23 protein-coding genes, 1 tRNA gene, 1 other RNA gene and 1 pseudogene are annotated in these 19,919 nt (G+C 55.3%); 13 read left to right on the top strand and 13 right to left on the bottom strand.

The genetic code is table 11. The annotated features are described in order from the left end of the window. Positions 1–42 precede the first annotated feature (42 nt). Complete coding sequence (locus tag AC5DDB_RS26205) at positions 43–1,104, bottom strand: RNA ligase (ATP) (RefSeq protein ID WP_491742720.1); 1,062 nt, start codon at positions 1,102–1,104, stop codon at positions 43–45. 201 nt (positions 1,105–1,305) lie between these two features. Here AC5DDB_RS26205 and AC5DDB_RS26200 point away from each other — a divergent pair, with 201 nt between their 5' ends. After that, the gene (locus AC5DDB_RS26200; protein ID WP_491742719.1) at positions 1,306–4,125 is read left to right on the top strand and encodes a PAS domain-containing hybrid sensor histidine kinase/response regulator; all 2,820 of its coding nucleotides are present in this window, start codon (positions 1,306–1,308) and stop codon (positions 4,123–4,125) included. On the opposite strand, the gene AC5DDB_RS26195 is transcribed toward AC5DDB_RS26200, so the two are convergent. After that, complete coding sequence (locus AC5DDB_RS26195) at positions 4,126–5,274, bottom strand: serine hydrolase domain-containing protein (RefSeq protein ID WP_491742718.1); 1,149 nt, start codon at positions 5,272–5,274, stop codon at positions 4,126–4,128. Between the two features lie 82 nt (positions 5,275–5,356). Between AC5DDB_RS26195 and AC5DDB_RS26190 the strand changes: the two genes are divergently transcribed. Beyond that, positions 5,357–5,587, top strand: a complete 231-nt coding sequence (locus AC5DDB_RS26190) for a hypothetical protein (RefSeq protein WP_491742717.1) — start codon at positions 5,357–5,359, stop codon at positions 5,585–5,587. Positions 5,588–5,599: 12 nt separating this feature from the next. On the opposite strand, the gene AC5DDB_RS26185 is transcribed toward AC5DDB_RS26190, so the two are convergent. Then, entirely contained in the window at positions 5,600–6,781 is a 1,182-nt protein-coding gene (locus tag AC5DDB_RS26185) for a CPBP family intramembrane glutamic endopeptidase (RefSeq protein ID WP_491742716.1), read from the bottom strand. Positions 6,782–7,025: 244 nt separating this feature from the next. On the opposite strand from AC5DDB_RS26185, the gene AC5DDB_RS26180 reads away from it, so the two are divergent. Further along, positions 7,026–8,549: a serine/threonine-protein kinase gene (locus tag AC5DDB_RS26180; RefSeq protein WP_491742715.1), complete on the top strand. Its 1,524-nt coding sequence runs from the start codon at positions 7,026–7,028 to the stop codon at positions 8,547–8,549. Positions 8,550–8,566: 17 nt separating this feature from the next. On the opposite strand, the gene nth is transcribed toward AC5DDB_RS26180, so the two are convergent. Then, on the bottom strand, positions 8,567–9,304 hold the full coding sequence (gene nth, locus AC5DDB_RS26175; protein ID WP_491742714.1) for an endonuclease III: 738 nt from the start codon (positions 9,302–9,304) through the stop codon (positions 8,567–8,569). 186 nt (positions 9,305–9,490) lie between these two features. On the opposite strand from nth, the gene AC5DDB_RS26170 reads away from it, so the two are divergent. Together AC5DDB_RS26170 and AC5DDB_RS26165 are read left to right on the top strand one after the other, a co-directional pair. After that, positions 9,491–9,880 (top strand): DUF309 domain-containing protein, encoded by a 390-nt coding sequence (locus tag AC5DDB_RS26170; RefSeq protein ID WP_491742713.1) that lies wholly within the window; start codon positions 9,491–9,493, stop codon positions 9,878–9,880. A gap of 15 nt (positions 9,881–9,895) precedes the next feature. After that, positions 9,896–10,573 (top strand): LON peptidase substrate-binding domain-containing protein, encoded by a 678-nt coding sequence (locus AC5DDB_RS26165; RefSeq protein WP_491742712.1) that lies wholly within the window; start codon positions 9,896–9,898, stop codon positions 10,571–10,573. Between the two features lie 19 nt (positions 10,574–10,592). On the opposite strand, the gene AC5DDB_RS26160 is transcribed toward AC5DDB_RS26165, so the two are convergent. Continuing rightward, positions 10,593–11,438, bottom strand: coding sequence for an alpha/beta fold hydrolase (locus tag AC5DDB_RS26160; RefSeq protein ID WP_491742711.1), 846 nt, complete (start codon positions 11,436–11,438; stop codon positions 10,593–10,595). 765 nt (positions 11,439–12,203) lie between these two features. Between AC5DDB_RS26160 and AC5DDB_RS26155 the strand changes: the two genes are divergently transcribed. The 3 genes from AC5DDB_RS26155 to ssrA all read left to right on the top strand — a co-directional run bounded on the left by AC5DDB_RS26155 (position 12,204) and on the right by ssrA (position 13,613). Continuing rightward, positions 12,204–12,698: a thioredoxin family protein gene (locus tag AC5DDB_RS26155; RefSeq protein ID WP_491742710.1), complete on the top strand. Its 495-nt coding sequence runs from the start codon at positions 12,204–12,206 to the stop codon at positions 12,696–12,698. Between the two features lie 332 nt (positions 12,699–13,030). Further along, positions 13,031–13,104 (top strand) — tRNA-His (locus tag AC5DDB_RS26150). Positions 13,105–13,255: 151 nt separating this feature from the next. Next, positions 13,256–13,613, top strand: a transfer-messenger RNA (tmRNA) gene (gene ssrA / locus AC5DDB_RS26145). A gap of 244 nt (positions 13,614–13,857) precedes the next feature. On the opposite strand, the pseudogene AC5DDB_RS26140 reads toward ssrA, so the two are convergent. Then, positions 13,858–14,562 (bottom strand): annotated as a pseudogene (locus AC5DDB_RS26140) (tyrosine-type recombinase/integrase); the annotation flags it as partial. Between the two features lie 57 nt (positions 14,563–14,619). Between AC5DDB_RS26140 and AC5DDB_RS26135 the strand changes: the two are divergent. Beyond that, positions 14,620–14,823 carry a hypothetical protein gene (locus tag AC5DDB_RS26135; protein ID WP_491742709.1) on the top strand — a complete coding sequence of 68 codons (204 nt, stop codon included), beginning with the start codon at positions 14,620–14,622 and terminating at the stop codon, positions 14,821–14,823. Positions 14,824–14,846: 23 nt separating this feature from the next. On the opposite strand, the gene AC5DDB_RS26130 is transcribed toward AC5DDB_RS26135, so the two are convergent. From AC5DDB_RS26130 to AC5DDB_RS26100, 7 genes are read right to left on the bottom strand one after another with little or no spacing between them, the layout of a single operon-like run. After that, positions 14,847–15,275, bottom strand: a complete 429-nt coding sequence (locus tag AC5DDB_RS26130; protein WP_491742708.1) for a hypothetical protein — start codon at positions 15,273–15,275, stop codon at positions 14,847–14,849. Next, a complete protein-coding gene (locus AC5DDB_RS26125; RefSeq protein ID WP_491742707.1) occupies positions 15,272–15,583 on the bottom strand; it encodes a helix-turn-helix transcriptional regulator in 312 nt (103 codons plus the stop codon). Before AC5DDB_RS26125 ends, AC5DDB_RS26130 begins: the two co-directional genes overlap by 4 nt. Positions 15,584–15,641: 58 nt before the next feature. After that, complete coding sequence (locus tag AC5DDB_RS26120) at positions 15,642–15,782, bottom strand: hypothetical protein (RefSeq protein ID WP_491742706.1); 141 nt, start codon at positions 15,780–15,782, stop codon at positions 15,642–15,644. A gap of 3 nt (positions 15,783–15,785) precedes the next feature. Then, the gene (locus AC5DDB_RS26115) at positions 15,786–15,932 is read right to left on the bottom strand and encodes a hypothetical protein (protein ID WP_491742705.1); all 147 of its coding nucleotides are present in this window, start codon (positions 15,930–15,932) and stop codon (positions 15,786–15,788) included. Positions 15,933–15,934: 2 nt separating this feature from the next. Continuing rightward, positions 15,935–16,150, bottom strand: coding sequence for a hypothetical protein (locus AC5DDB_RS26110; RefSeq protein WP_491742704.1), 216 nt, complete (start codon positions 16,148–16,150; stop codon positions 15,935–15,937). Between the two features lie 2 nt (positions 16,151–16,152). After that, on the bottom strand, positions 16,153–16,731 hold the full coding sequence (locus AC5DDB_RS26105) for a hypothetical protein (RefSeq protein ID WP_491742703.1): 579 nt from the start codon (positions 16,729–16,731) through the stop codon (positions 16,153–16,155). Beyond that, positions 16,703–17,341, bottom strand: coding sequence for a TraM recognition domain-containing protein (locus AC5DDB_RS26100; RefSeq protein ID WP_491742702.1), 639 nt, complete (start codon positions 17,339–17,341; stop codon positions 16,703–16,705). Before AC5DDB_RS26100 ends, AC5DDB_RS26105 begins: the two co-directional genes overlap by 29 nt. 115 nt (positions 17,342–17,456) lie before the next feature. On the opposite strand from AC5DDB_RS26100, the gene AC5DDB_RS26095 reads away from it, so the two are divergent. The 4 genes from AC5DDB_RS26095 to AC5DDB_RS26080 all read left to right on the top strand — a co-directional run bounded on the left by AC5DDB_RS26095 (position 17,457) and on the right by AC5DDB_RS26080 (position 19,918). Next, entirely contained in the window at positions 17,457–18,302 is an 846-nt protein-coding gene (locus tag AC5DDB_RS26095; RefSeq protein ID WP_491742701.1) for a helix-turn-helix domain-containing protein, read from the top strand. 193 nt (positions 18,303–18,495) lie between these two features. Continuing rightward, positions 18,496–18,972, top strand: a complete 477-nt coding sequence (locus tag AC5DDB_RS26090; RefSeq protein WP_491742700.1) for a hypothetical protein — start codon at positions 18,496–18,498, stop codon at positions 18,970–18,972. A gap of 282 nt (positions 18,973–19,254) precedes the next feature. Further along, positions 19,255–19,635, top strand: a complete 381-nt coding sequence (locus tag AC5DDB_RS26085; protein WP_491742699.1) for a DUF6362 family protein — start codon at positions 19,255–19,257, stop codon at positions 19,633–19,635. Between the two features lie 139 nt (positions 19,636–19,774). Further along, positions 19,775–19,918 carry a hypothetical protein gene (locus tag AC5DDB_RS26080; protein WP_491742698.1) on the top strand — a complete coding sequence of 48 codons (144 nt, stop codon included), beginning with the start codon at positions 19,775–19,777 and terminating at the stop codon, positions 19,916–19,918. Position 19,919: the final 1 nt, after the last annotated feature.

Below are 19,919 nucleotides of genomic sequence, written 5' to 3'. Positions count from 1 at the left end.
GCAAGGCATGCACGAGAGAGTGTGCATGCCTTGTTGTTGAGATCACTCGTCGTACTTCAGCAGGAATTTCGGGTTGATCGCCTTGAAACTCAGGCGAGCACCGATGTCCTCATCGAATTCTTCGCGAGCGGGTCGCAAGACGATTCCTTCTCGCTGAATTCTCGGATTCAACACGCTCTTCCCTTCCGCCATCGACACCAACTCGTCCACGGAATGATCGAGAACCATCGACCCCAATTGCGGCACGGAATCCAACTCGATTACATCCAGAATCGCCAGCATGTCGTCACGATCCACAAGCTGGTAGGTATCTACGTTCAGCACGTTGAAAACCCGGAGTGAGACCGCCGACAGTTCATACTTGTTCTTCTGAATTCCGGGACCGATGACCTCCGCTTGGATGGCCACATCGTGCCCGCACCGTTGCCGCGTTGCTTGCAGCTTCTCTTGCAAGTTGAGCTGCCGAGCAACCCGTGCCAAGACGTTGGACTCGTCGGTCTCGTCCATCCATAAGTTCCGACTGCAAATGCCGAAATCTCCCGCTCGCACGAATGCCGTGAAGGAAGTCCCGTCGAGTTTTTCGGTGACGTAGAACGTCTTTCCTCGATGCCGTTCCAAAACCGACTCCAATAACTGCACCCGCGTCTCATCGGTCTTGGGGAGGAATCCTGGAAAACCACCTTTTACCTTCCCACCCATTCCGATCGGAACCGGCGGTTCCCACTTGCGGATGCCAAGTGCTTCAGTCACGTCGTCACCAACTTCAGCGGTGGTGTCTGCTGGCAAAATCGAAAGCGGAAAGCAAATCCCCTGTGAAATTTGCTTTCGCAGTCGGATTGTTTTGATCCGAAAACCGGCAGGCAAGACGACCTTTCCGTCAGCATTGGTTTGGGCCGGCTTAAAACAGCTGGAACGTAGAAATTCGAACTCCGGACGCTCCGGCAACAGGGAATCGATCTCACAGTACACAAGCCGATCACCCGGTTGATACTCCCCTTTTTTCACGACCACCCACCAACCAAGAACGCGGATCTTTTCGATTGCGTCTGCGTTCTCGATCGGCTCGACCAAATTGACGGTTTGAACGCTTGCTAGTTTTCTCATGACATCTCCAATCTGAGTTCACGGAGCGGACACCAGAAAGGAGACAAGGGTTCAACCAAACCGATCTTAGAGTACACTGTTTTTACAGTACACTAAACGGTCACTTTCAAAGGGGATGCGATACGACCGCCTGCTAGATTTTTGATTGAGGATTAGATATGACGGTTTGATTCATTTTTTCTCGCTGAATGGAATTCAGGAATGGAGTTCTGGTCGAAGCTATTCGATACGTCGGATTTTCCCCGGCGGTGGGGGTGCGGCAATTGGTCGGACTTCCACGGCTGGTTGCATATTGTTTCCGATATCGGAATCTGGGCCGCCTATTTTGCGATTCCACTCGTTTTGTTGTACTTCATCTCTGAGCGGAAGGATTTACCGTTCCGTCGAGTGTTCATCCTGTTCGGCGCATTTATTCTGTGCTGTGGGACGACTCACCTGATGGAGGCCATTATCTTTTGGTACCCACTCTACCGAGTCGCCGCTCTTGTCAAACTTGTTACGGCGGTGGTGTCTTGGGTCACGATTTTTGCGTTGTTCCGTATCATTCCTCGGGTACTGGAAATGCGATCTCCTGAGGAGTTGCAGCGAGAAATCGATGCTCGCATCGAAGCGGAGAAGGCTCTTCAGAACATCAATGCCGAGCTGGAAGATCGAGTCGCCAAACGCACCGCGGAACTGAAATCTGCCAATGAATTGCTCAGTCACGAACGCGAATGGTTCCAGACCACTCTGACCAGCATGGGCGATGGCGTTGTCACCTGTGACACGGATGGAAACGTCACGCTTCTCAATTCGACCGCCGAACGTCTCACGGGGTGGAGCAATGAGGAAGCGGTCGGGAAACCTTTGACGAGCGTTTTCCAAGTGATCAAGGAGTCAACGCGAGAAGCCGTCGAGAATCCGGCCATTCAGGCATTGGATTCCGGGGAAATCGTGTTACTGGCAAAACACACGGTATTGGTCAACAAGAATGGCCAAGAAGTTCCGATCGATGATAGCGCTGCTCCGATTCTGAATACCGCCGGTCAGAGCACCGGGGCCGTCCTGATTTTCCGCGATATCAGCGAACGGCGGAAAATGGAGCAAGCCCAAACCGATCAAACCGTTCTGCTGCAAACAGTCACCGATAATGCAACCACTGCCATCCTGATGACTGACGAAGATGGCTACTGCAATTTCATGAATCCAGCTTCCCACGAGTTGTTGGGGTTCACCCTCGAAGATTTGGAAGGTCGATCGCTGCATCAGGTCATCCATCACAGCAATCCCGATGGTTCCCAATTGCCAGCCGAAGATTGTCCGATTGTTCGCACATTGAAAACCGGTAGCGAGATTCACGAGTTCGAGACACATTTTGTCCGCAGCGATGGCGAATTCTTTCCCGCAAGTTGCAATGCCCAACCCATCATGCGAAGCGGAACGGCATCGGGAATCGTGTTGGAAATCACGGACCTCACCGAGCGAAAAAAGGCGCAGGAAGATTTGCTCGACAGCGAAGCGCGATTCTCGCAACTGGCCGATAACATTTCACAGTTGGCGTGGATGACCGACAAAGACGGTTGGATTTTCTGGTACAACCGCAGGTGGTACGAGTACACCGGAACTGCTTTCGAGGAAATGCAGGGTTGGGGGTGGAAGGCGGTGCATCACCCTGATCATGTCGAACGTGTCGAGCAGAAATTTCGCGAACACATCGAAGCGGGACAGCCTTGGGAAGACACGTTCCCATTACGCGGAGCCGATGGCGAATACCGTTGGTTTCTGTCGCGAGCCATGCCCATTCGCGACGAGAACGGCGAAATCGTCCGTTGGTTCGGGACGAATACCGATATCGAAGATGCCAATCGTCTTCAGGACGAATTGCGGAAAACCGCAGCGAGGTTGTCCGAAGCGGATCGTCGTAAAGACGAGTTTCTCGCGACTCTGGCACATGAGCTGCGAAATCCGCTTGCACCGATTCGGACGGGTTTGGAAGTTCTGCGACTCGCTCCGGACAATGAGGAACTTCGAACAAGCGTACGCGAGACATTGGAACGCCAAACGCAGCAACTCATTACACTTGTCGACGACCTTCTGGATGTCTCACGAATTACCCGCGGCAAGCTTCATCTGCGGAAATCGAAAGTCGTGTTGCAAGAAATCGTGGCGAGCGCCATCGAGGCGGCTCGACCGATCGTCGATCAATCCCGGCACGAACTCGTCGTCTATCTTCCTTCAGAACCGGTGGAACTCGAAGCAGACCCCAATCGGTTGGCACAAGTTTTTTCAAACTTGGTGAATAATGCCGCCAAGTACACACCAGCCGAAGGCCGGATTGTCTTTACAGCGCAACGAAAAGACGACACGGTCGTCGTGACGGTTCAGGATAACGGCATCGGGATTCCGCCTGAGATGCAGGAGAGAATCTTTATGATGTTCGCTCAGATCGAGCGTTCAGACAACCAGATCGAATCCGGTTTGGGCATCGGCTTGACGATTGTCCGGTCGCTCATCGAACTTCATGGCGGCGGTATCGAAGTTCATAGCAGCGGGCACAATCAAGGGAGTGAGTTTCGTGTCACGTTGCCGGTTCTGACGAATGGCGAACCGAAAACCAAGAATTCAACCGATATTTCCGCCGACGCGGCATCGCATGAAAAGTTGAACGTGTTATTAGTGGATGACAACCAGGCCGCTGCGGAAATGCTACGAATGGTTGTCGGCATGCTTGGACATCACGTGAATCTGGCATTCGATGGTAAGCAAGCCATCGAAGCCGCGGAAAAGTTCCGACCGGATATCATTCTGATGGATATCGGAATGCCGGTGATGAACGGTAACGAAGCGGCTCGGCACATTCGTCAGCAATCGTGGGGGAAAGATATGACATTGATTGCTTTGACCGGGTGGGGACAGGAAGAAGACCGTCGTCGCACTCGTGAGGCCGGGTTCGACAAACATCTCGTCAAACCCGCCGACCCCACCGAACTTCAGAACATTTTCAAACAGCACAACCAAAACGGACCGGGCGAATCACGGTAGTTATTTTCGCGATTGGTGAACTGCGTTTGCGGCAGTCGTGCCAATTTGCCCTGCGAGACGGTTAACTGATCCTTTGCCATCGGGATGAACACGGTTGCTCAGGAAGATCACGTAGAGGTCCAAACCGGGATCGATCCAGATGGCCGTCCCGGTGAAACCGCCGTGCCCGAAGGCTTGGTCGGTCATGGTTTCGCCGCGATTGGACGAGTACGGTGAATTCTTGTCCCATCCCAAGCCACGAGTTCCGCGACTGACTTTGTAACTGTTCGTCATTAACTCGAACGTCTTAGGTTTCAGCACTGGTTTGCCGTCGTTCAAAAATGCCGTCGCGTACTTTGCAAGGTCTTCGGCCGTCGAGAACAACCCCGCATGACCGGCAACACCGCCGAGCTGGAATGCACGCGGGTCATGGACTTCACCTTGCATCCATTTTCCCCCGCGTTGCTGGGTGATGGCTGCACGTTCTCGAAGTGGTTTTTCGGGCAGGTACCCCGTTTCCGTCATGCCCAATGGTTCGAAGATGTGTTGCTGCGTGTATTCCTTCAGCGACTGCCCGGAAACGGTTTCCACGATCCGTCCCAGTACCAGAAAACCAACATCGGAGTACATAAATTTTGTCTTCGGCTCAGCCGACAACTTCAATGCGTTGATCCGGCGAAACGCTTCTTCGGGGCCATCTTCGTAATCTCGCAAGTGATTATCCGGAATCAATCCGCCCTGGTGTACGAGGAGATCTCGCACGGTGATCGTGTCTTTGCCGTTGGCTTGGAACTCCGGAAGATAGTCGGTCACCGGTGCATCTAACGCGACCTTTCCTTGCTCGACCAATTGCATGATACTCGTTGCGGTTGCAATAGGCTTGGTGAGCGACGCCAAATCGAAGACGGTGTCGGTTGTCATCGGCTGACGTTCCGGTTGAACTTGTCGATCACCGTATGCCTTCAGAAACGCAATGCCCTTACTGCTTCCAATCAGAACCACACAACCCGGCATCCGGCGTTCCGCAAGACCACTCGCAACCGCGGAATCAATCTCCGCTTGGTGTTCGTCGGTTAGACCGATCGAGCCCGGCTCCACGCGAGGCAATTCGTCCGCGTTGATCTTGGTCGCTAGAAGTGTGCACCAACATAAGCCAATAAGAATTGGCATCCGATTTCTAACTGTCATACTGAAGTCTCGTAGAACGTTTCAATCTAAATCCGCGTGCATCATGTCAGACCACGGATCGAAAATGAAGCATCTTGTAAGCAGTATCGTGCTTGCCATATCGCTGATCGCAGCGTACTTCATGAGCTACTTCGCACTGACAGAGTCATCGTTTTCCACAATCTCACTCATCGGTGGCAAGTCGATGCTGATTCGTGAATACCGCTATCACTGGATGACAACGTTCTACACACCCGTCGCGAACGTCGAAGAAGCGATCATTGGTCGTTCGGTACTACTTCAGTCGAACCCATGAAGTTGGCGACTCTTAAACACTTGGAGCCGTGAGGATCGCGCTAGCAAAGAACGCCACGAGCGAAAGTATGGCTGCAATCACTAAACCCGCGGGAGCGGTTCGGAATTCCTCGGTGTAGGGGATAGAGTCAGCAGGCGGTTCGACGGTGGGAACGTCAGTGAGGATCGGTTTTCCGTCGTCTGCATGACGGTATTCCAACCGGGTTTTCCACAGAAGCGTTGTCCACAGCACGATTGCGATGAACGCCGTCAGAACACCGACCCAGTTCAGGGGAGACGCCTCGCTCAAAACTTCTTCGGCGTTAGCATCGGCTTGTTGGGTCATTGCCAAGACCATCAGCACCGGCAAGCTGTTGTTGAGGAAGTGGATCAACATCGGCACCCAGAAACTTCGTGTCGCCAAGTAAGCAACATGCATGACCACGCCGATTGTCAAAACACCGGCCGACTGCGCCGGTTCCATGTGCACCACCGCAAACAGTATGGACGTGATTGCAATGCCGCCGACCAAGCCAAACCGTGCCAACATGCCTCGCCCAATGATGCCGCGAAAAATAATCTCTTCACCGATCGCCGGTGCAATGGCTAACGTGAATAGCAGCACGCCGAACGAACCAGATTCAGCGATGCGTTCAAAGATTTCGATGATCGGGACTTCGGACTGGTCGTTGTTGGCTGTGGCCGGATAAACAATTTTGGCGACCTCTTGCGCGACGAAGCCATCAAATAACGCGAGAGGCAACATCAACGCCAGAATCATTCCGAGATGTCGTGCGGTGGGCAATCGCAGCGGCATTTGGCTCGGCAATTTTCGACGGTACGTCAGCATTGCCGCAACGATTGCAAAAACGACGAATGTCGCCTGTGTTGTCGCAAGGATGCCCACAAATTTGTCGCCGCTAAGTTCGGACAATTCCAGCGACTTGCTTTGAAGGACTGCATCCATCAGTTCCGGGGCGAAAATGACAGCTCCGATCGCTGCACCGACCAACTGCACAACTCCAATCACGATCATCCACAGAATCGCGACGAACAGATTCGGCCCCGGCAGCTTCCATGACGAAGACAGGAGAGACTCGACCGAAGTGTCCAACAAGTCGGCCTCGGTGAGGACGATCGGCTCGGATTCCCTTGGCGGAACCAGTGCTTCCTCGGGTGGCGAATCCGACGAGTCTGGGGTCAACGATTCGGTCATGAAGCTCTCGCGTTGCGCGATGGGGGTGAATGAAATCCGACAAACGTTTGGACGAACTCGTCTCGCCGGTTAAACTATTGTAAAACCTGACGAAGCGTACGAGTATCGTGTGACTTAGCAATGGTATGGGGTTGGTCGCTGTTTTGCTGTCAAAACTCTAGTCCTGGAACATCGCCTGGTCAATCGCCTTTCCTTGCGTGTCGGTGCGGCATGACCTGGAATTTGACGGTTTGGGGAAGAATGGATGGATGACGATCGTAGTTCCAATCCACCTGAAGAATCGTCGCAATCGCGTCGGGTGCTGTATTGTGCCGGCTGTAACGAGCGTTTTCGGAATCTGACGAAATCGGCCGTCTGTCCTCGTTGCGGAGCCGCTGCCCGCACAGCGCCGGATATGGCGTTCGCAGAAACGATGGTGATCAGCGACCTTTCCTCCTCTTTCAACCAGAACACCGACGGACACGGTTGCCCAACCACGCCGGAAGGGGGGAATCAACAGGCCAAGAAGGTTCCGCAAAGTGAAGAATGTCATGAACTGGACGAATTGATCGGGCAATCGCTTCACGTTTACGACGTCCAATCGCTCTTGGGCAGTGGCGGGATGGGGCGTGTGTATTTGGCCAAACATCGCGATCTGCACCGCCAGTGCGCCTTGAAGATTCTTTGTCCAGAAGCGGCGGAAGAAGACGTGGATTTCACCCAGCGATTCATGCTGGAGGGCCGAGCCGCTGCGGCATTGATTCATCCCAACATCGTCACGGTCCATGCGATCGGTTCGATGAACGGATTGAATTTCTTGGAAATGGAGTTCATCGCCGGTCAGTCATTGCAGAAGATTGTCGATGACCAAGGACGACTGCCCCCGCTGCGTGCAACCGTGTTGATGGCACATATCGCCGAGGGGTTGGCGGCAGCACATCGGGAAGGGATCGTTCATCGGGATTTGAAACCCGACAATGTTCTGTTGACCGATCGAGGTATCCCCAAACTCGCGGATTTCGGGTTGGCCAAGCGGATTCTATCGGACGACGGTATCCCCGCGGAACAACTCGCCGGCACACCGTACTTCATGGCACCGGAACTTTTTCACGGTAGCCCGGCGTCGGTCGTGACGGACGTCTATGCACTCGGGGTAACTTACTTTCTGCTGCTCACGGGGCGGTTGCCGTTCGTGGCGGGGTCATTGAATGAATTGATGCATTTGGTCGATCATGAACCCGTCCCGGCGATCCGCAAAGACCATCCCGATATCGCGATGGAGATGGTGGAATGTTTGTCGCTGCTGCTGGAGAAATCACCCACGAACCGCCCCCGCGACGCCATGGAAGCCGCGTTGTTGTTCCAAGCCGTTTGTGGGCAGATTCGCGACATTGAAACGCTCTTGCACAACGCGTTCCTCAATCGACACGACGTCACGTGGAAACGCGATGGCATGGTCTATGAGGTGTGTATCGAACTGCCCGATAGTCGTCGGCAAACGGTCCATATCGAAAATAGTCGGCATAAAGCGTCACAGCGGTTATTGCTCATTTACAGCATGTGCTGTCGCGCGGATGCGGCGTACTATGAAAGTGCTCTGCGGCTCAATGCCGAGATGGCTCACGGTGGCGTCGCCATTCGTGAGGTTGATGGTGAAGCGATGTTTTGCGTGGTCGATACTTATCCACGGGGCACTGTGGAACCGGAAGATATCCGTCGAAGTGTGCTTGAAGTCGCCCGCCGCGCCGATGCCGTCGAACAACTCCTAACCGGTAACGATGTTTACTAGCTTCTACCAGTAACTTTTCAAGAGACCGGTTCTTCGAGTTCGGGCAATCCGACCCGTGGGCAATCTTTGAGCAGCGGACATTCCAAGCACTTCGCTTTTCGCGCTGTGCATATTTGCCGACCGTGATGAATCGCACGGTGCGAGTACATGATCCAATCTTTCTTTGGCAAGACTTCCATCAGATCCCGCTCGATGATCTCAGGGTTCTGACTCACCGTCAGACCAAAACGATTGCTGAGGCGTTTGACGTGGGTGTCGACGACCACTCCCGTCGGCAGATCGAACGCAGTTCCCAGTACCACGTTGGCAGTCTTTCGGCCGACGCCGGGAAGTGATGTCATTTCTTCGAGTGTTCGCGGTAATTCGCTGTCGAACTCACTCACGAGTCGTTTCGCCATTCCCAACAGATTCTGCGCTTTGTTCCGGAAAAAACCGAGTGATTTGATGATCGCTTCGATCTCCGATTGTGTGGCTTCGGCCATCGATTCCGCTGTGGGATACTCTCGGAACAAATTCGGCGTAACCATGTTGACGCGTTCGTCCGTGCACTGTGCCGAGAGAATCGTCGCGACCAACAGTTGAAACGGCGTTTCATGGTGCAAGGCGCACTCTGCTTCCGGGTACGTCTTCTTTAGCCCGCGGTACAGTCGCTTTGCGCGGGCTTGGCGATCGTCCAGGCTATCGATGGCAACAGCCGTTTTTGTCTTTTTCGAGCGACTGCGACTCGATTTCGCCGGTGTTTTCTTCTTCGCCATTCCAATGTTCGATCAGCAAGAGACCAGAGGGCGGTTTGTGAGTTCGCGTATAGCGAATCTCTCGTTCGCGGAGGCATTCCGCCTCGTCATTGTGGACGACTTGCCTAGGATTTCAATAATCGGAGCGGAGACCATTACCCCGGAAAAGATTTTTCCCATCGGATCGCTGTTTCCGCAGGCACTCATATGACATCAAATGCAACCGAAGTACTTCGACAGGGAGTTCGATTGTTCAATGACGAGGAATTTTTCGAATGTCATGACGTGCTGGAAGAACTATGGACGGAGACGATCGGGCCTGAACGAAATTTCTATCAGGGCTTAATCCAGGCCGCGGTGGCGTTATTTCATTTCACGGAAGGGAATTGGGGAGGAGCACGACGCCTGTCGCATTCGTCGGTGCGTTACTTGAATCCCTACCGAGCAGAGTTCCTGGGGTTGGATGTCGATCGGTTCTTGACTGATTTCGAGTCCTGCTTCGCGGAACTGAACGCCGCCGGCACGGAATGGCCATCCGATCTCCAGTGCCGATCGGAATTGATTCCTAAACTTCATTGGCTAAACCTTGTCAATTGAACCATCGGACCAGTAATGAGTTTACCTTTTGACATCACACCGAATCTGGACGGATTCAGTGGACAAGCACCGATTTTTCCTTTGCCGGGAGCAGTCCTATTTCCGCACCTGTTACTTCCGCTGCAGATGTTCGAACCACGTTATCGAAAAATGACCGAGGACGCGTTGGCAGGGGAACGACTGCTGACAATCGCAATGCTGAAACCCGGGTTTGAATCGCAGTACGAATCGAAACACGCCCCGATGTTTCCACATGTGTGTCTTGGGCGGATCATCAACGATGAACGTCTTCCTGACGGCCGCTATTTCTTGGTACTGCGTGGCCTATCACGCGCCATTGTCGAGGAGGAGATCGAAACCGACGAACCCTACCGGGTCGGAAAACTCAAACTGTTAACAGACGTGATTCCAACCGATAACCAGTTCAGTCCATCACACTGTCGTGCGGAGATTGCCAAGGTCTTGCAACGGGTGCCGGCATCGCGGATTGCCTCTGAAGTGCGTGACGAAATCCTCAACCCCGAACTTCCGCTCGGCACCGTTTGCGACTTGGTCGCCTACGTACTCAAACTTCCCTCGCCAACCATGCGAGAAGTCTCGCAAACTCTCAACGTGCAAACTCGCTACGAAATCGTGCTCAAGCACCTTTGGAACGCCACTCGCGAGTTTCCACCTCGGTTCAGTATCAATTAATGATGCTGATCGAAGTTGTTCAATCAGCCACGACCCGAAGTTGTTTCGTAGGTCGCGAATACTTGGCGATCGCATTCTCTAAGAACTGATTGACCTGGGCAGGATGCGTCAAAGTCAGCAAGTGTCCGGCTTTCGGGATGACGACATCTGGCGTGGTTAACCGCGACTCCAATACGAGGTCGGCATCGCCATGAATCTGTTCGATCGGGAAGCGAAACGCATTCGCTTTGGGCTTCCACCGCAGCGTCGCGATACTGGCCCAACGCAGGAATCGTCCTTGTTCACTGGCCATGTGAACCAGCGGGCTCTCCTGAATGGTCTTCTTCCGAAATGGGCGACTGACGGCTTCGCCGAATTGGATTCCCCAGCCCGCTAAGTTCTCGCAGGTTCCCGGAATCGTTGATGCCAACGGACCCAGCCAACGGTAACGCCAGGGAAGTTCCCGACGCGAGCGAATCGATGCGATCAGCACGCAAGCTCGCGTATCCAGATACCGAGCCACCTCCAACGCAACCATACCACCAAAGGAAGCGCCACCGACGATATAGGGACGCCCAGGATCAATCGTTTCCGCCAGTCGTCGTGCGTACTGGGGCAACGTTTCCTTGTATTTCGGCTCAATCCAATCCGGGACGATCAGGTCCGGAAACGCCAAACGCTGGGATTGAAACATCCGTTGACTTGCGCCCATGCCGGGGAACAAGATGAGCGCAGGAGTCTCCGATGGAACGCCCGTTCGAGCAATCCGTACACTTTTGCTTTGTCGATCAGGAACGTCGGTCGCACCGTCGTCCCATATTCTGAGACTGGCACCCGAGTGAACCACTCCGGCGCCATTCGCCTCTGGCTTTGCATCATTCTGCATGCAAGATGTCTTTCCCCGCCAGACATAATGCGAAATGTAAGTTCGGCCTCGCCATAACACTCCATCTACGCAAACTGTTCCACTCAGCGTAGACATCAACGTCATCACAGCAAGCAGCTACGTTCACCCAGTCACGGCATATTCCGAAAGACCCACTTTACGGAACGATACCGGTCATCGCTGAGACGCGGACGTGATCCCATAGAAATCTTATCGGAAAGTTCGAGGCACGTTGGCCGAACTTTCCTTGCATTCGCTCAATCAGCAAATGCAATTTCCGGGAATCTCAGTTGTGGGAAGTATAACACTTGGCGCGCCCAAGACGACGGCTATCGAAAAAATTCCGGAAGATCGAAAAGGAAACCGGGTTACGGCGTACGCTATCGGATCAAACCAGAACGCTGTTTCTGCACAATGTCTTGTCATATGAGCAGTGGAATTAGCCGACGGCTTCATTTGTTTCTGCTCGCCAAACCCGCCTCTGGAACGAGAAATGCATTCCAGAAGGGCTGTAGAGACATCCCACTACAACGAAAGACACCTCATTGAAACGGAATGGAATCTTGAGTTCTTTTCTGTTTCTGTGAGCTGGAACACGAATCTTGGCCGGTCGAATGGCCGATCTAAGAAATGTCCAAGTGACCGATTTCCCACGACATCGGGATTTGGTCGGAACACAATGCCCCGTTGGATTGCGAACAACATTTGGTTTGAAGCATCCGTCACGGACAGGAAGACCGGCAACCGGTCTAGAAAGTCAGTCTCATGAAAAAAATCGTCAAGTCCCGTTCGTTGTTGCTCGCCATGATCGGGTTTGCCGTTTTGAGCGGTCAGTCCTGTACCGGGGCCGTTCCATCTCACGTCTCAACTCCTAAGCCCATCGTCTGGCAAACGAATCTGAAAGCTGCACTTGCAGAGGCGGAACAGACCAAACGCCCGATGCTTCTGAAATTCACCGCGTCCTGGTGCGGATACTGCCACAAACTCAAGAAAGTCGCGTTCAGCGACCCTCGGATTATCCACCAAGTCGAAGCCAACTTCATCCCGGTGCTGGTTGATGCTGATAAGAACCCGAAGTTGATGGAAGCACTGGAAGTAGAAGGACTTCCGACAATGGTTCTGGTATCGCCTGATCTCGAAGTCATCACGAAAATCGTCGGATATCAAACTCCTGATCAACTCACCGCGAAATTTCAGAAAGTGGTCGCAGAACGTTCCGGCAAAATCCGGCTCACCGGCAACCCACCTAACCGAAACTGAACCGTTTTACGGTGTTTGGTATCCGTCCACGAGACGGAAAAGCCTATGTTTCTCCGCTTCCTGACGACAGAAACCGCTACAATCGAGAGTCAACAGCTTTCGCAACCTTGCTCGTCCCCAGATTAACTTGGGAGTTCGCGGGAATTATTCACACGAGGTGCGGGTGTCGTGGGATGCCAACGCCTGTCACGGTTGGGTAATTGGTCGAGGTTCGTCGAATTTTCTGATCGTGCGACTGTCACGACAATCAGCAAAAATCTGGCCGGAAACCCGGATTCGATCTGTTGCAAAGCGAACCAACCGAAGTTATTCTCGTCTTTCGTAAAGACACGGTGGCTGTAGCTCAGTTGGTTAGAGCGCCAGATTGTGGTTCTGGATGTCGGGGGTTCGAATCCCCTCAGCCACCCTTCTATGCCCGAAGTTCTTTCCGTTCGGGCACTTACGACAAAGTACGCCACAATGGAGCGTGTTTTGTTCAAGTCTTGTCGAAAAAATACGATTTTGTCGTCAACGTTTTCGACTCTTATTTCGTATTAATGTTATAGCAATCCACAACCGGGGGCGATCGGCTTCGACTGGTTCTCCGTAGGTTGAGGTGGCGTGTCGTGGTTGATCAGTTGGCCACGTAAAAAGCTGATCACAATTCATCTGCCGAAAAGCAGTATGCACTGGCTGCCTAGAAATAGGTAAGTCCTGACTGCGGAATCCCCGCCTGAGGAGTCCAAAAGTCAGTCGCAAAATCATGGCTGGCGATCGGTCAAGTTTCTACGCCGATCGCGAGACACCGTGGAAACTCGCTGCAAGTTGGCTTGGTTTGCTGAACCAACCGCAGTTAAATTAATCAGCAGACTACACACGTAGAGGCCGAAACCAAGGGCTCACAGGACGCGGGTTCAATTCCCGCCGCCTCCATGCTGTCACCGTCTGCCGGATGGTGACAGCCACTGCCTAACTCCTTGCATTGCGAGGGGTTAGGCTTTTCTTTTGCGCTGGCGGTGGTGCCGTCCGGTGCCGTTTGCTGCGACTCAGAGACGCCCGGAATGCAGCGCTGGTGCAGCGCCGGCAGGCCGGCCAGGGCACGTGCCTGGTCGCTCAGCCCAATATGCGTGTATTTCATCGTCATCTTGATATCGCTGTGACGGGCCAGCTTCTGGGCCTCCGGCAAGCTGGCACCGTTACGTAGCAGCTCGGTGATGTGGGTGTGACGGCCGGCGGCGTGGAAGTCGGCGATGCCGTCTTCATTTTCATAAGCGATGCCGACGCGCTCCAGGTCCTTCTTGACCATCAGCCAGGTGCGGCGTTTGGCCAGCTTGGGAAACAGGTAGCCGCTTTTGGGCAGCCACTGGCGCAGCTGCGGTACCAGGTCAAGGTGCAGCGGCAGGACGTCTTTTTTCTTGTGCTTGGAAGCCGAGGCCTCGACGGTTAGCGTCGGTGGATCGGATGCCAGATCGAAAGACCGAGCGGTCAGGCTGGCCAGCTCCTGCCGCCGCAGGCCGGTCATGTACGACAGGATATAGATGCGGGCACGCGTCTCGCCGTCGTAGCACTGGATCGATTCGGTCGACGTGCGGGCCGAGGCGACCAGGGCGGCGAATTCCTCTGCCGTGAGCGCCCGGCGTTTATGCCGCACGTCCAGCTCGTTATTCAGCCGCTCGATGCCGGCCAGCGGATTGGCCAGCAGGCGCCCGGTGGCGACGCACCAGTTGCAGAAGCTGTCGATCGCCTGCAGGTAATGGTTGTAGGTGCGATGGCCGATATCTTCGGCCTTGCGTAGCGACCGCAGAAACCGCTCGACCGGTTCGGCGGCGAAGTCGGCCAGCCGCTCGATGGCACAGCCCTCGACGATACGGCGGACCCGCGTCATGGTCAGCCGCACATGCTTGGGTGAATTGTCGCCCAGGCTTTCCTCAAACGCGGTGAGGTGGTCTTCGATCGGCGACAGCTTCTGCTCGGCGAATTTCTCCGCCTGCACGTCGACCAGTCCGGTGCGGCGAAGCCGGGCTTCATGCTCCAGCCGTGCCGCCAGCTGCTCGGTCAGGCCTTTATCGGTAAAGCCTTTGACCGTTCGGCGTTTGCCGTCGTGGTCGAGATACTGGATGGTGTAGGGCGTGCCCTTTTTCTTTGAGCGTTTGAATATGCTGGCCACGGTTATTCTCCAATCTGGAAGTCTTGATCGCGTTCGGCGTCGCGAACTTCGATCTTGTTTTCAACGAGCGTCTGCAGGTCTTTAACGGTGGTATTTTCGCCGACGTTTTCAAGCATCATTCGCAGCCGGTCGCCTGGGGCAACCCCCTGCCAGTTCACCCACTGGTCCATCGCCACGTACTTTCCGAGCTGCGTCATGTCATCCCAGCCCCACTGCTGTTCGATGACATTGGCGATGTTGCCGTCGCTCAGGCTGCTCTTCCATGTCTCGAACGAGGTTCGCTTGAGGCGGTCGATATCGCCAGTGGCCCTGGTTACGGCGTCGGGGGAACTTTGATCCTTTGACGCCTGGGCCGGCGGCAGCGTGAAGCCGGCCGGGACAGGTGTCCCGGCCTGCATCGCTTTAATCAGCTGTTGCACGTTTTTATTCATACCTGTTCTCCCTTGGGGCAGCCGGCGGCGATCCACTCCAGGATCGTATCTTGCGGCCAGCGGACGGAACCGCCGAGCCGGACGGGTGCCGGAATCTCACCGGCTGATTTGAGGCGCCAGAAGGTCCGCAGCGATACTTGCAGCATCGCGGCGACTTCCTTGGCGGTCAGTAACAGCTTGCGGGCCTTCCAGGGTTCGGGGCGTTGCTCGGCGGCCTCGGCCGGGGTGCCGCAACGCGGGCAGTCCATCTGCCGGTCCGGGGCGAACCATTTCGCCGTGCAGGCCGGGCAGGCAAAATACCATTGCATTTTTCGTCTCCGCGGGTGAAAGGAAAGCGGGGGCGGTTTTCCGCCCCCGCCGTAGGAATCAGGATTTCTTGTTCAGCCAGTCGTTCAGGGCCGAAAGTTTGTCATGGGCATTTTGCCTGCCCTCGGGGGTTTCGAGTGAGCGGCCCACCGCCACGGCACACAGCCCGATGGTTCCGGTCACGATCAAAAACATCATCATGGCTCACCTCTTGAGAATCCTCATCAGCAGGCTGATACCACTGGAGGCGTTCTTTCTCCCATTGGGAGTCGCCAAGGCTTTACCGGCCTGCAACACGGTATAGCCACCAAGAAGGAAGAACAGGAAAATCACTTTCTCAAACTCACTCACGGTTACTCTCCCGGTTCGAATTGAGGTTCAGGGGCTTTGTCTTCCCCGTGTTGTTGTTCGTAGACTTCGCGTTGCGTCGGGTTGCCCATCAGGCCCGGTTCTTCCACCGGCTGCACCGAGTCGGGGAAGGCAGGCAGGATCTGCGTTAGCTCTTTCTGCCCCTGCCTGGCAAAGGCCCACAGCTCGGCTTTGCCCTTTTCGATCATCTCACCTGACATAATTACCTCCGCTTAATCTTGGAGTGCCATTCAAACATTTCATCAGCCATGATTTCTGCATCGTAAAGGGCGCTGGCATCCTGCCTGCGAATGTCGTCATGCTGCATGATGAGCAACCAACTGCCCACACCGCTGAGCATGACGGTCAGCCCCGCCGAGGGACTTAGGTTTATGCCAACCGCACCGCCGACGATCAGAACCAATGGCTCGACCCATCGCTTCACATGACCTTCAGGGATACGGGTTATTCGCCCGATTAGAGTGCGTCCGTCATAATCGCCGTGTTCCAGCTCCATCTTGAACCAGCGTTTGCGGCCTTCCGCGTACTGGCAGAACCACATGACAAGGAAGAAGAAACCGAATATCTGCATATCCACAACACCGTCTTTCACGCCCGCCATGACGCAAAAGACAATGCATGCACACACCAGCCTTATCCAGTTGAGGTAGCGATGCCCGAAGCGGTCACGCAGGAAGACCTGCGTCGTCATGGCAAACCCGTTGCAGACGGCAAAGAACAGCACGTCTGCAACCATGTTGGCTTTTTGGAAATCAGATTTGTCGGAATGATTGGATTGCATAATTGTTCCCATCGAAAAGGCGACCCGTCTGGAAGATCACGCCATCAACCATCAGGTTGTTGGAAAGGCCACCTTTCCGCAGCGTGGTGAAAAAGTCCGGCTGAATCTTGTATTGCCACTGCTCCGAGATAGACGAAGTGGCATTAGGCTGTTCGTCGCTCCATCTGAGCGTGTGGGACACATGCGGCAGGGACAGGCTCTTGAGCCGTTCCTTACGTTTGCCGATGACGTCGGCCGCCCACTGGTTGGTGGTGACGTCGGCATTGGCGTGGAAGATTTTGGTCGACAGGTTGCCGAGTAACGCATCGGCCGCCTGCTTGCCCTGCGACTCACCGCCCAGCGCGGCGTAATACATGGGCAGGTTCTGGCACAGATAGACGGTGGCACATTTCGACGAGCGGGCGGTCGACTGAAACATCGCGTCATATGAGGTGACGAAATTGCTTGCTTCGTCCGCCCACAGGAACACCGGCCGGTCGGTCCGCCGACGCTCGGTGGCCCGCTGGAAGAGAAACTTCCACACCACCTGGGCATAGCTGCCTAGCTCGTTCCATTGCTTCACCGGCATGTCGATGACGATGACCGGCAGATAGGTGAGTTGATCTTGCATGTGTTTCCTCCAAAAGACCGTTGTTGTCACTGAGGGAAATACTATCTGCGGCGCATGACAGTCAGAATCCGCGTAACTGGTAACTTTGGCGGCAAACCGGAACGTAACTGGAACGATGGGGAGATCGATCACGCCGGACGGCGAAAGGGTGAAACAACTGCGGTTTGCCGCCGGCATGACGCAGGAAGACCTGGCCGCAAAAGCCGATGTTTCGGTCAAGACAATATCCAAGGTGGAAAACGGCCGCGCGGTTGATGCCAGCACGCTGCGCATTCTCGCGGCCAAGCTGGGCGTGGCACCGAAAGAACTGGTCAAAGGCAATGCCGATGTGCTGATCGACCGCGAGACGTTCCTTGATCGGTTGCAACAACGCATCAGCCACTGGGACGAAACCGACCTGCAGGCGGTAGCCCGCATTCTCAGCCTGGCCGGGCTGTTGTCGCTGCTGCTGGCGCTGGCCCCGATCTACGCCGTGCCGTGCTACCTCGCCTCAATCGCGTTCAGCGCGCTGGCAATTCTGGCCAACCGCCGCAAGCTTGCCCTGCCGCTGGCTACAATCAGCTTGTCGGCGATTGGATTGGCGTTATGGCCCAATGCGCTGGGCGTCTTCCCACCGGATTCACGCAAAGGCTGGTACCGCTTTGCCTTCGGCGATCGTAATCGCATCCCGCTGTTTGTGGACATTGAGCAGGCTGACGACTGGCCGCCCGGTGCCTGGCCGCCGCAGCTGGATATCACCATCAACGACACTAAGCCGACGCCGACGCATCGCGACCTTAACCTGACGCCGATTGCCAGCTACACGCTGGAAGAGGGCACGCAGTTTCCGCCGATCTACCTGCCGCCGGGGCTGTATTACGTGGCGTATGACGGCATGAACGTGCATAAGGCCGATCTGCGTTACTGGAAGTCGGGCTACGTGACCTTGCAGGTGTATGCCATCGATCATCCGGCGAGGTAGGCGCGGCAGTATTATTGCCGCCTATCGGTGATCTTGTTGCCTGGCTCATTCTCCTATGGTCGGTCTGCCAGCCCGCGGTCCTTTGTTGGCAAGCTGAAGCCCCCGCCGTGCCCGGCAAGCTGCCAAGCCGGTTTCCGCGTGCGCTGACCCTCCGGCTTTCGCTTGCCCGGTGCGCTGTCGCCACGGACTGAAGGTGCTTCGGTTCGGGCAGCGCATCCCCGACGATGAGCGTGACGACCAGATTAACGACAAGCTGCTGGCGGAAAAATCCGGCATCCTCAACTGGCTGCTGGATGGCTATCGAATGTGGGCGGAAACGGGGCTGAAAATCTGCCCCAGCGTGACGGCGGCCACGCTGGAATATCGCGACGAAAACGACAGCACCGGCATGTTCATCCGCCGGCACCTGAAGCCCGATCCGCATGGGGTAATCACCGCCAAAGAGCTGAACCAGGCATACCGGGCATGGTGTGCCGGCAACGATACGCGGCCCTGGTCGGCCAAGAAGCTGGGCGCACGCATGACCCAGATGAAAGACGAAATCCGCTTCGAGAAACGCCAGAGCGGCACGGTGTCCTATGCCGGCATCACCTTCACGCCAGAGGGCTGGGATCTGGTCATGAAGTCCGACGACTCAGGCAGTTCGCGATGGAGTGAGTTGGATGACTAGGCGGCAGATTAGAGGATTGATCCTCCGGAAATGTTCAATCCTCCGGCCAGAAAAGCGAGGGTTTCTGCGCATCTTGGAGTATCGGAGGATTATGGCCTCGCGTAGCGCGCACGTGAGGTGCGGAGGGGCATGTGACTGGTGTGACAAGGGGAGTGTTTTTTTTTCGCGCGCGTGTGCGCGTAAATCCTCCAATCCTCCAGATCATCATAAAAAGCACGTAAAGCCAGTGCTTTACGTGCCGGAGGATTGCATAGAGGATCATCCACAACAGGGAGAATGGGCATGGATGCGGTGAAAGTGTTCGAAGAAATCCAGCAGGCGGTGCATACACTGCGGCTGTTGCCGCCGGCCGACTGGCCAAGCAGCAAGACCGGCTACTGGCCCGACGTCATCCAGAATTTTTACGACGCCTACGGCTACACCGCACCCACGGTCAGAGTGATCCCAACCGCACGGCAGATCAGCCGGCTGGATGAGGTGATCGAGTGGATGAGCTGGCTGCCGCCGGAATATGCCCGCATCATCTGGGCCCGGGCCGAAGGCTTCAGCTGGCGGCAGATCGCCAGGGCGACGCCGAACAAGGCGGCACCCAACACCTGCCGCAATCACTTCCGCATCGGCGTGTGTTCCATCGCCCACCGGCTGTCGAAAGAAACCGCTTGACCACGTTGCACAGTTTGCGCTATCAAAGCCTATACGCTGCAGGAATTCTCCCGATGCGGCGACACCGACTCCCAACCCGCGGCTGCCACCGTGGGTTTTCTTTTGCGCGGGTCCTTCCCAGGGCGAGCAGGACATCGTGATGTTCTGGCTGGTCAAGCAGGTGCGGATTGCCAAGCGGCTGACGCTGGATACGGCAGCGCGTAAATGGCATGACAAGCTCCCCGGTTACATCGTGAAGGAATGGGACCGGCGAGCCAGCCGCGCGGGCGCGGAGCCGCTATAGG

Source organism: Thalassoroseus sp. (genome assembly GCF_984380535.1).
Note: the sequence above shows the minus strand (reverse complement) of the source record. Positions and strands in the feature narration are given on the sequence as shown.